This is a genomic window from Geodermatophilus sp. SYSU D00697 (genome assembly GCF_054050175.1).
Genome location: NZ_JBJGYV010000057.1, coordinates 1 through 8842 on the forward strand (window position 1 = coordinate 1; position 8842 = coordinate 8842).

At 72.0% G+C, this 8842-nt stretch carries 9 protein-coding genes, 2 tRNA genes and 1 pseudogene; 7 read left to right on the forward strand and 5 right to left on the reverse strand.

Going from position 1 to position 8842, the window contains the following annotated elements; translation table 11 throughout:
* Positions 1-101, forward strand: a pseudogene (locus ACI79C_RS24950) (IS982 family transposase); the annotation flags it as partial.
* Positions 102-114: 13 nt separating this feature from the next.
* Here ACI79C_RS24950 and ACI79C_RS24955 read toward each other — a convergent pair.
* Positions 115-282 (reverse strand): hypothetical protein, encoded by a 168-nt coding sequence (locus ACI79C_RS24955; protein WP_456948397.1) that lies wholly within the window; start codon positions 280-282, stop codon positions 115-117.
* A gap of 821 nt (positions 283-1103) precedes the next feature.
* Here ACI79C_RS24955 and ACI79C_RS24960 point away from each other — a divergent pair.
* Complete coding sequence (locus ACI79C_RS24960; protein WP_456948398.1) at positions 1104-1688, forward strand: ATP-binding protein; 585 nt, start codon at positions 1104-1106, stop codon at positions 1686-1688.
* A gap of 89 nt (positions 1689-1777) precedes the next feature.
* Here ACI79C_RS24960 and ACI79C_RS24965 read toward each other — a convergent pair.
* From ACI79C_RS24965 to ACI79C_RS24975, 3 genes are all read right to left on the reverse strand, one after another.
* A tRNA-Gly gene (locus tag ACI79C_RS24965) sits at positions 1778-1851 on the reverse strand.
* A gap of 70 nt (positions 1852-1921) precedes the next feature.
* Positions 1922-2110 carry a hypothetical protein gene (locus ACI79C_RS24970; RefSeq protein WP_456948399.1) on the reverse strand — a complete coding sequence of 63 codons (189 nt, stop codon included), beginning with the start codon at positions 2108-2110 and terminating at the stop codon, positions 1922-1924.
* A gap of 57 nt (positions 2111-2167) precedes the next feature.
* Positions 2168-2359, reverse strand: a complete 192-nt coding sequence (locus ACI79C_RS24975; protein ID WP_456948400.1) for a hypothetical protein — start codon at positions 2357-2359, stop codon at positions 2168-2170.
* A 460-nt stretch (positions 2360-2819) separates the two neighbouring features.
* Here ACI79C_RS24975 and ACI79C_RS24980 point away from each other — a divergent pair.
* The 5 genes from ACI79C_RS24980 to clpX all read left to right on the forward strand — a co-directional run bounded on the left by ACI79C_RS24980 (position 2820) and on the right by clpX (position 7591).
* Positions 2820-2893 (forward strand) — tRNA-Pro (locus ACI79C_RS24980).
* Positions 2894-3025: 132 nt separating this feature from the next.
* Positions 3026-4477, forward strand: a complete 1452-nt coding sequence (tig, locus tag ACI79C_RS24985) for a trigger factor (RefSeq protein WP_456948401.1) — start codon at positions 3026-3028, stop codon at positions 4475-4477.
* 273 nt (positions 4478-4750) lie between these two features.
* Positions 4751-5386 carry an ATP-dependent Clp protease proteolytic subunit gene (locus tag ACI79C_RS24990; protein WP_456948402.1) on the forward strand — a complete coding sequence of 212 codons (636 nt, stop codon included), beginning with the start codon at positions 4751-4753 and terminating at the stop codon, positions 5384-5386.
* A 20-nt stretch (positions 5387-5406) separates the two neighbouring features.
* Positions 5407-6033 (forward strand): ATP-dependent Clp protease proteolytic subunit, encoded by a 627-nt coding sequence (locus tag ACI79C_RS24995; protein ID WP_456948403.1) that lies wholly within the window; start codon positions 5407-5409, stop codon positions 6031-6033.
* Between the two features lie 286 nt (positions 6034-6319).
* Positions 6320-7591 (forward strand): ATP-dependent Clp protease ATP-binding subunit ClpX, encoded by a 1272-nt coding sequence (gene clpX / locus ACI79C_RS25000; RefSeq protein ID WP_456948404.1) that lies wholly within the window; start codon positions 6320-6322, stop codon positions 7589-7591.
* Between the two features lie 136 nt (positions 7592-7727).
* On the opposite strand, the gene ACI79C_RS25005 is transcribed toward clpX, so the two are convergent.
* Positions 7728-8645 carry a DUF559 domain-containing protein gene (locus tag ACI79C_RS25005; RefSeq protein ID WP_456948405.1) on the reverse strand — a complete coding sequence of 306 codons (918 nt, stop codon included), beginning with the start codon at positions 8643-8645 and terminating at the stop codon, positions 7728-7730.
* Between the last annotated feature and the right edge of the window lie 197 nt (positions 8646-8842).

Here is an 8842-nt window from a genome sequence, read left to right on the forward strand (position 1 = left end):
CCCGAGTCGCTCAGCGGCTACTCGCGCTCACCGCCGCCATCTGGCACAACCGGGCCACCGGCCAGCCAGTCACCCGCTCCCTGATCGCCTATGACCACTGACCGGACTTCGGACTTACTCGTCTAGGAGCTCGGCGGTGAGGGTGACGAAGGCCAGCAGGGCGTCGCGCTGGTCGCCGGTGGGCTCCTCGGGCAGAAGGAGTTCGGCCACCCCGAGGCGCTCCACCCCGTCCAGCAGCGGCATCCACAGCCGGTGGCCGTGCTCGGCGGCGCTGCCGACCACCTCGACGCGCTGGAACGCCCGCCCGGCCAGCGTGCCCTCGATGGACAGCTCCTGGCGCTCGGGACCTCCGAGCCGGGCACCGGCAGCAGGATGCTGTGCCCGTAGTCGGCCAGGTAGAGCACCGCCTCCCGAACACCCAGCCCGGTGTCCGCGGCGGCCACGGTCCCGGCCAGCTCGTCGGGCGCTAGCAGGTGGACCGCGTGCAGCAGAGACCTCAGCGCATCGGTCACCGCGTCCGTCCTCCACCTCGGGTGAGCATGTCGCGCGGGACGCTACCCACCCCGGCCGAGAAACGGGCCGGTCCGCGGCTGTGGCAGCAGCCATCGGCGGTTCCGATCTCGGGGCGCCGGCAGCGTGCACTGGCGCAGCGGAACACCTGGCCGTTCCCTGCCTCACCGGGCCACCTCCAGGGCACGTCGTCAACGCCTTCCGCGGTCAGCCGGGCGCGCCCACCCGCGGCCCGGGCCCGTGCGACGCCGGCGCGGTCGTGCTCGACCGCGGCGTGCCCCCGCAGTGCGCCGGCGGGGATGAGTTCGACCGTGGTCAGCGCTGTCTCGGTCAGCCGGGCCGCGGTGGCCTCGTGCATGTCGGCAGCGCGCTCGGTGCAGCACGATCACGTCCCGCTCCCACCGCACGGCGCGGTCGAACGCCCGTCGGCTTCGCAACCACCCCGGACGCGGCCGCGTGGACGCCGCTGTCGACGGGTACGGCCTAGTCACGGAACCGAAGCAGACGGAACCGGCCGATTCCAGGTGGCGGCGCAGCGGCGTCCCGGGTGCGGCCCGAGTACGGACAGGGCAGCCAGCCCCTGGAACGAGGCCATGAGCGCACAGTGGGAGCAGCTGCCACCGCCGGACGTCTCTCCGGGCCCGATGTGGAGCCGAGCGCCGCGCGCCGCGGCCGAGCTCACCGCGATGCGCGGGCAGCTGCACACCGCGCTGCGCGCCGGTCCGCTGGCCATCGCGGCCGACGCCGACGCCGTCGAGACGGTGCTGCTGATCTTCGAGGAGCTGGTCTCCAACGGGCTGCGGCACGGCCGCCCGCCGGTGCACGTCACGGTCGCCGCCGCCGGTACCGGCTGGCTGCTCGAGGTGAGCGACGCCGCCGGCGATCGGCCACCCATCCCGGCCGTCGGACGAGACCCCGCCCACGGCGGCCTCGGGCTGCACCTGGTCGCGCGGCTGAGCCGCCCACGGCTGGATCGCCCGCGACGGCCGCAAGCACGTCTGGGTCCACGTGACGCTCGCCGACCCGGCCGACAGCGCCGCCGGATGACTCGACCGCTGTGCCTCTGGCCGGACCCCGCCACGCACCGGGTGCAGTGGATCCGAACCAAGGAACCTCGACCTGACTGCGGTTCGTTCAGCACCGTGCGCCTCTCCCGTGGACGAGCATCATGCGCTTGAGCGCGTGCTGGGCCTCGGCGATGGGGATGTCGGCGAGCCTGTTGACGGCCCTGAACCCGGACGCGCGGGACGTACGCGCCGTCGATGCGTGGAGCGGGTGACGGGAATCGAACCCGCATGGCCAGCTTGGAAGGCTGGGGCTCTGCCATTGAGCTACACCCGCGGCGGTGCAGGTACAGCTTAACCGCCGCGGGTGCTCCTCCGGTCGCGACCTCCCGGTCAGTCGCGACGCGCTACACCGGGCGGCAGAAGCGGCAGTGCTCGAGCGCGTAGTGGACCTCGGGGTAGACCCAGTCGACCTCCATCGGCGCGCCCGCTGGTTCGGCGGCGGTCTGACCCGTGACCTCGGGGCTCTGGCGGGGCGCCGGGAGGACAGTGCCGGCCTCGGTCGCTGCAGGGGTGGGGGGTGCGGTGGTGGACACGGGAACTCCTCGTGGGGTCGGGTACGTCGGCTCAGTGGACGCGGGCGGAGGACCCGGTCAGCAGGTGTTCGCGGTCAGGGGCCCCGGCTGGGGCGCGATCGCAGGCAGCCCGGCCGGCCGCCGGTACGCGGTCAAGTGCATGGCGCGCACGGAGAACAGGAGCGATTGCGGCGGCTGGTTGATACCGGCCGTGCGGACGGTGTGCACGAGGTCGCCCATCCGATCGCCGGCCTCGGCGCTGTCCCACATCTCGATGGCGGTGAGGGTGGGGCCGTGGTGCCGGAGCCGCCGTGACAGGCAGCCGGCGGGCAGGAGCCCCTCTCAGGAAGCCAGGAGCAGCACCAGCTGGAAGAGGCCGGAGGTCACCCCGTCCCAGCGGAGGTGCAGGGTGAGGAGCGGCATGGCCCCCAGAGATCGGTCCCCGGCAGGCCGCGATCGGCGGACGGCGTCGCCCGTGTGTCAGGCGGATGCCGTGCGCCGCTGCGGAGGGGGCGAGAACTCGTGGCCTCGTCCGGGGAGTGACCTGGGATCGAGCCGGCGGGGCGGCACCTCTCGGTACCGCCGTCCCTCGACCGACCCCAGCGAGTCGATCGTCCCCGTGACGGAACGGCTCCGACACCGTCTCCTCCGGTCGTCGGAGGCCCGGGTGCCGGGCCCGGTCACCGCCCGACGGCCCGCAGCGCGGCGGCCCCCTAGACTCGGTGTGCCACGGGGTGTGGCGCAGCTTGGTAGCGCACCCGCTTTGGGAGCGGGGGGCCGTGGGTTCAAATCCCGCCACCCCGACGTCGTGGAGCTCCGTGTGCGCCTCCCGCCGCCGCGTCCGTTCCCGCGACGTCTCTAGACTCGTGGGTCGACCCGGCGCCGTCGGACCGGCCCGGCGCCCGTCCTGTCTTTCGATCGAGGAGCACTGCCGCTGTGAAGAGCACCATCGAGGAACTGGGCCCCACGCGGGTCCGGATGGCGATCGAGGTGCCGTGGGGGGACCTGGACCACGCCTTCGGTGAGGTCTACAAGGAGCTCGGCCGCCAGGTGCGCGTGCCCGGCTTCCGCCCCGGCAAGGTGCCCAACCGGGTCATCGACACCCGCGTCGGCCGGCCCCTGGTGCTCGAGCAGGTCGTCCAGCACGCCATCCCGGAGGTCTACTCCGAGGTCGTGCGGGAGAACCAGGTCCGCGTCCTGGGCCAGCCCGACATCGAGGTCACCCGCCTCGACGACAACGACACCTTCGCCTTCACCGCCGAGGTCGACGTCGCCCCCAAGATCGAGCTGCCGTCGCTGGACGACCTGTCCGTGACCGTCGACGACGTCGAGGTCACCGACGAGGAGATCGACCAGCAGATCTCGGTCATGCGCGAGCGCTTCGCGATGCTGACCGCCGTCGAGCGCCCGGTCGAGGACGGCGACTACGTCTCCATCGACCTCGAGGCCAAGCTCGACGGCGAGGTCCTCGAGGACGGCTCGACCACCGGCATGTCCTACGAGGTCGGCTCCGGCAGCCTCATGGAGGGCCTGGACGACGCCCTGCGCGGGCTGTCCGCCGACGAGTCGAAGACCTTCGAGACGGCGCTGCTCAACGGCCCGAACGCCGGGCAGAACGCCGAGGTCACCGTCACCGTGCGCTCGGTGAAGACCAAGGAGCTCCCCGAGCTCGACGACGAGTTCGCCTCCACCGCGAGCGAGTTCGACACCCTCGAGGAGCTGCGCGACGACGTCCGCACCCGGCTCTCGCGCACCAAGGTGCTGCAGCAGGGCGCGCAGGCCCGCGACAAGCTGGTCGAGCACCTGCTCTCGACCGTCGAGGTGCCCGTCCCCGAGCAGGTCGTCGAGCGCGAGATCGAGTGGCGCGACCGGGCCATGAGCGGCGAGCTGCAGCAGGCCGGCATGGACTGGGACAGCTTCCTCCAGATGTCCGGCGTCGAGAGCCGCGAGGCCTACGACGCCGACCAGCGCAAGAACATCGAGGAGGCGGTCCGCACCCAGTTCATCCTCGACGCGATCGCCGACGCCCGTGAGGTCACCGTCGACAACGAGGACCTCTCGGCGCAGATCATGGCCCAGGCCTCGCGCAACCGGATGAGCCCGGAGCAGTACGCCCAGCAGCTGCAGCAGGGCGGCAACATCGCCGAGTTCGTCGCCGACGTCCGCCGTACCAAGACCCTCGCCCAGCTGCTCGAGCAGACGACGATCACCGACGCCTCGGGCAACGTCGTCGACCTCGAGGCCGCGCGTCCGCGCACGGTCCAGGCCCCCGCCGCCGAGCCCGCCGCGGAGGAGGCCCCGGAGGCCGAGGCCGCCGACACTGCCGACACCACCGAGGCCGGCGACACCACCGCGGCCGAGGGCACCGAGGACGCCGCCAAGAGCTGAACGACGGGCCCTCCGAGTTCGACGAGCGACGCCGTCCCACCCCGAGTCAGGGGAGGGGCGGCGTCGCTCGTCCCGGGCGAGAGCGCGACCGCCGCTGCGCCCACGGCGAACACCCCCCGCGCCGGGACTGCCGCCCCCCGCCGCCGCGTTAGGGTCGACGCAGACTCCGGCGAGCACCGGGGGACGACGTCCCTGGGGGCCTCTCCCGGGCCCCGCACCACCCAGCCCGCCCACCGAGCCTTGCACCACAGTCCTACGGAGGTCACCGCACCCGTGAGCACCAACCCGAACCTGGCCGGCGCGCCGCTCATGCGTGCCGCTGCCGGGGGGATGAACCTCAACGACTCGGTCTACGAGCGCCTGCTGCGCGAGCGCATCATCTTCCTGGGCAGCCAGGTCGACGACGTCATCGCCAACCAGCTGGCCGCCCAGATGCTGCTGCTGTCGGCTGAGGACCCCAAGCAGGACATCCACCTCTACATCAACTCGCCCGGTGGATCCGTGACGGCTGGCATGGCCATCTACGACACGATGCAGTTCATCGACTGCGACGTCGCCACCTACGGCATGGGCCTGGCCGCCTCGATGGGCCAGTTCCTGCTGACCGCCGGCACCAAGGGCAAGCGCTACGCCCTGCCGCACGCGCGGATCATGATGCACCAGCCCTCGGCCGGCGTCGGCGGCACCGCCTCGGACATCGCCATCCAGGCCGACCTGTTCCGGCGCACGAAGCGCGAGCTCAACGAGCTGCAGTCCTTCCACACCGGGCAGAGCATCGAGCAGATCGAGAAGGACTCCGACCGCGACCGCTGGTTCACCGCGCAGGAGGCCCTCGAGTACGGCTTCGTCGACCACGTGGTCAGCCGGGCGGCCATGACCGACAGCGCCAACCCGGTCACCGACAACTGACGGCTGCGAGGAGAACACCGATGAGCTTCCAGATGCCCTCCAGCCGTTACGTGCTGCCCTCCTTCGTGGAGCGGACCAGCTACGGCATGAAGGAGTCCAACCCGTACAACAAGCTCTTCGAGGAGCGCATCATCTTCCTCGGGGTGCAGATCGACGACGCGTCGGCCAACGACGTGATGGCCCAGCTCATCACCCTCGAGTCGGCCGACCCGGACCGTGACATCACGATCTACATCAACTCGCCCGGTGGCTCCTTCACCTCGCTGATGGCCATCTACGACACGATGATGTTCGTCCGGCCCGACATCCAGACCGTCTGCATGGGCCAGGCCGCCTCCGCCGCCGCCGTCCTGCTCGCGGCCGGGACGCCGGGCAAGCGCCTGGCGCTGCCGTACTCCCGCGTGCTCATCCACCAGCCGTCGGGTGAGTCCGGTGGCCAGGTGTCGGACCTGGAGATCCACGCCGCCGAGATCCAGCGGGTGCGGTCCCAGATGGAGGAGATCCTGGCCCGGCACACGGGGCAGTCCATCGACCAGGTCCGCACCGACATCGAGCGCGACAAGATCCTGACCGCCGACGAGGCCAAGGCCTACGGCATCGTCGACCAGGTCATCCAGAGCCGGAAGCTGAACGCCCTCCCGGCCTGATCCCCTGAATTCGGTACGGGTCGAGGGGGCGCGTGTCGCGCCCTCGACCCGTACCGTCGAGGGGGACGGGACGCATGTGGTCGGCATCCCACCGGCGGGCGAGTCATCGCCCTCCGGGCCCGATGCCGGCAGGTACCGTCGGCGAGCGCCCGATCCCCGGCCCCCGCGCCGGGAGGAGAGCCTCGCGGAGCACCACGACAGGCGGGGCCGGACCATGGGACATCGGCAGAGTTCACACGCAGGTACCTGAGACCAGGGCCTGATTCCCCGAGGTGGAGGTCAGCAGGTGGCACGAATCGGTGAGAGCGGTGACCTGCTCAAGTGCTCGTTCTGCGGGAAGAGCCAGAAGCAGGTCAAGAAGCTCATCGCTGGCCCCGGGGTCTACATCTGCGACGAGTGCATCGACCTCTGCAACGAGATCATCGAGGAAGAGCTCTCGGAGTCGTCGGACCTGAAGTTCGACGAGCTGCCGAAGCCCAAGGAGATCCACGACTTCCTCGAGCAGTACGTGATCGGCCAGGACAAGGCCAAGCGCGCGCTCTCGGTGGCGGTCTACAACCACTACAAGCGGGTGCAGGCCGGCAACGCCGGCAGCCGGGACGAGTCGGTCGAGCTGGCCAAGTCCAACATCCTGCTGATGGGCCCCACCGGCTGCGGCAAGACGCACCTGGCCCAGACGCTCGCGCGGATGCTCAACGTCCCGTTCGCCATCGCCGACGCCACCGCCCTCACCGAGGCCGGCTACGTCGGTGAGGACGTCGAGAACATCCTCCTCAAGCTGATCCAGGCCGCCGACTACGACGTCAAGCGAGCCGAGACCGGGATCATCTACATCGACGAGGTCGACAAGATCGCCCGCAAGAGCGAGAACCCGTCGATCACCCGCGACGTCTCCGGCGAGGGCGTGCAGCAGGCGCTGCTGAAGATCCTCGAGGGGACGACGGCCTCGGTGCCCCCGCAAGGCGGTCGCAAGCACCCGCACCAGGAGTTCATCCAGATCGACACGACGAACGTGCTGTTCATCGTGGGCGGCGCCTTCGCCGGGCTGGAGAAGATCATCGAGGCGCGGGCCGGCAAGCAGGGCATCGGCTTCGGCTCGGAGATCCGCAGCAAGAAGGAGATGGACGAGGCCAACGTCTTCGGCGAGGTCATGCCCGAGGACCTGCTGAAGTTCGGCATGATCCCCGAGTTCATCGGCCGGCTCCCGGTGATCACCAGCGTCGAGAAGCTGGACCGCCAGGCGCTGATCAACATCCTCACCGAGCCCAAGAACGCCCTGGTGCGCCAGTACCGGCGGCTGTTCGAGCTCGACGGGGTGGACCTGGAGTTCACCGACGACGCGCTCGAGGCGATCGCCGACCAGGCCATCCTCCGCGGAACCGGCGCCCGTGGCCTGCGGGCGATCATGGAGGAGGTCCTCCAGTCGGTGATGTACGAGGTGCCCAGCCGTGAGGACGTCGCCTCGGTGGTGATCACCAAGGAGGTCGTGCTCGAGCACGTGAACCCGACGATCGTGCCTCGCAAGCCCTCCCGCGCCCCGCGCGAGAAGAGCGCGTAACCACCGCACTCGCCGACGGCCCGCCCCCCGACAGGGAGGCGGGCCGTTCGCGTTCCCGGGGCCGGGGCTGTGCGCTGGGGCCGGGTGATGTGCGGACGTGGCGCACCTCCCGTCGAGGATGCGCCGCAGGTGCACATCACCCCGGGACGAGCAGTCCCCGGCGGGCCCGGCAGACGGCGAGGATCTCCCGCCGGCAGGCCTCCGGCTCGTAGGTGAGCCGGCGGTAGCTGAACCGCAGCACGACCCACCCGCGGGCAGCCAGCGCGACGTCCCGCCGGGTGTCCCGCTCCCGGTCGGCGGCGCTCCCGTGGAAGGCCGCCCCGTCGAGCTCGACAGCCACCTCCACCTCGGGGACGGCGGCGTCCAGGTACACGGTGCCGAAGGGCAGGACGACGGGGTGCTGCTGTACGAACCGCGGCATGCCGGGGCCACGGAGCACCTCGCGGACACCCCAGATCTCCAGTTCGCTCTGACAGCCCTGCTCGACCAGGCCGACCAGCACCTCGAGCTCCCGCCGTCCGGGCAGGGCGGGCCGCCGGAGGACCTCCGCCCGCAGCTGCGCCGGGGTGACGCGTCGGTCTCGCAGCGTCGCGATGACCGCCCCGCGTACCCGCTCCACCGCACGCCGGGAGCCCTCGCGCCCGTGCGCCGCGCCCCAGCTGTCCGCGAGGGAGCGGGGGAGGAGCGTGACCGGGAACGGGCCGAGGCGGTCGGGGACCAGGTCACGCACGCGGTGGACGACCAGCCCGCGACCGGCCGGCGCGCGGCGGCCGGCGGGGACGGACAGATGGACGGGACCGTGGCCCTCGACGACCCGCCACACGGCCAGCGCCGTCCAGTGGCCGAGCGTGCCCTCGACGGCCAGGACGCCGGCGAGGGCCCGGGTCTGCCAGTCGTCCCAGGCGTCGGGCAGGGCGACGACGCCGCGGTGGGGTCGCAGCAGCCGCCCGGAGGCGACCCAGCGGCCGACGGTGTGCCGGTCCACCAGCCCGGCGAGGTCGGTCACCCGGCCGACGCCGTAGGAGCCGAGGAGACGGGCGAGGTCACGGGCCACCGCGCCACCGTGGACGGCGGCGCGACCCGGCGGGGTCCGGTCGCCGGGTATGTGGAGGGGCGCCGAGCCTGTGGAGGGCTCAGCGATGTGGGGGGGGGGGGGGGGGGGGGGGGGGGGGGGGGGGGGGGGGGGGGGGGGGGGGGGGGGGGGGGGGGGGGGGGGGGGGGGGGGGGGGGGGGGGGGGGGGGGGGGGGGGG

Coding starts and splice junctions, on each gene's coding strand:
- ACI79C_RS24960 (WP_456948398.1), top strand. CDS start 1,104: ATGAGCGCACAGTGGGAGCAGCTGCCACCGCCGGACGTCTCTCCGGGC.
- ACI79C_RS24975 (WP_456948400.1), bottom strand. CDS start 2,359: ATGTGGGACAGCGCCGAGGCCGGCGATCGGATGGGCGACCTCGTGCAC.
- ACI79C_RS24995 (WP_456948403.1), top strand. CDS start 5,407: ATGAGCTTCCAGATGCCCTCCAGCCGTTACGTGCTGCCCTCCTTCGTG.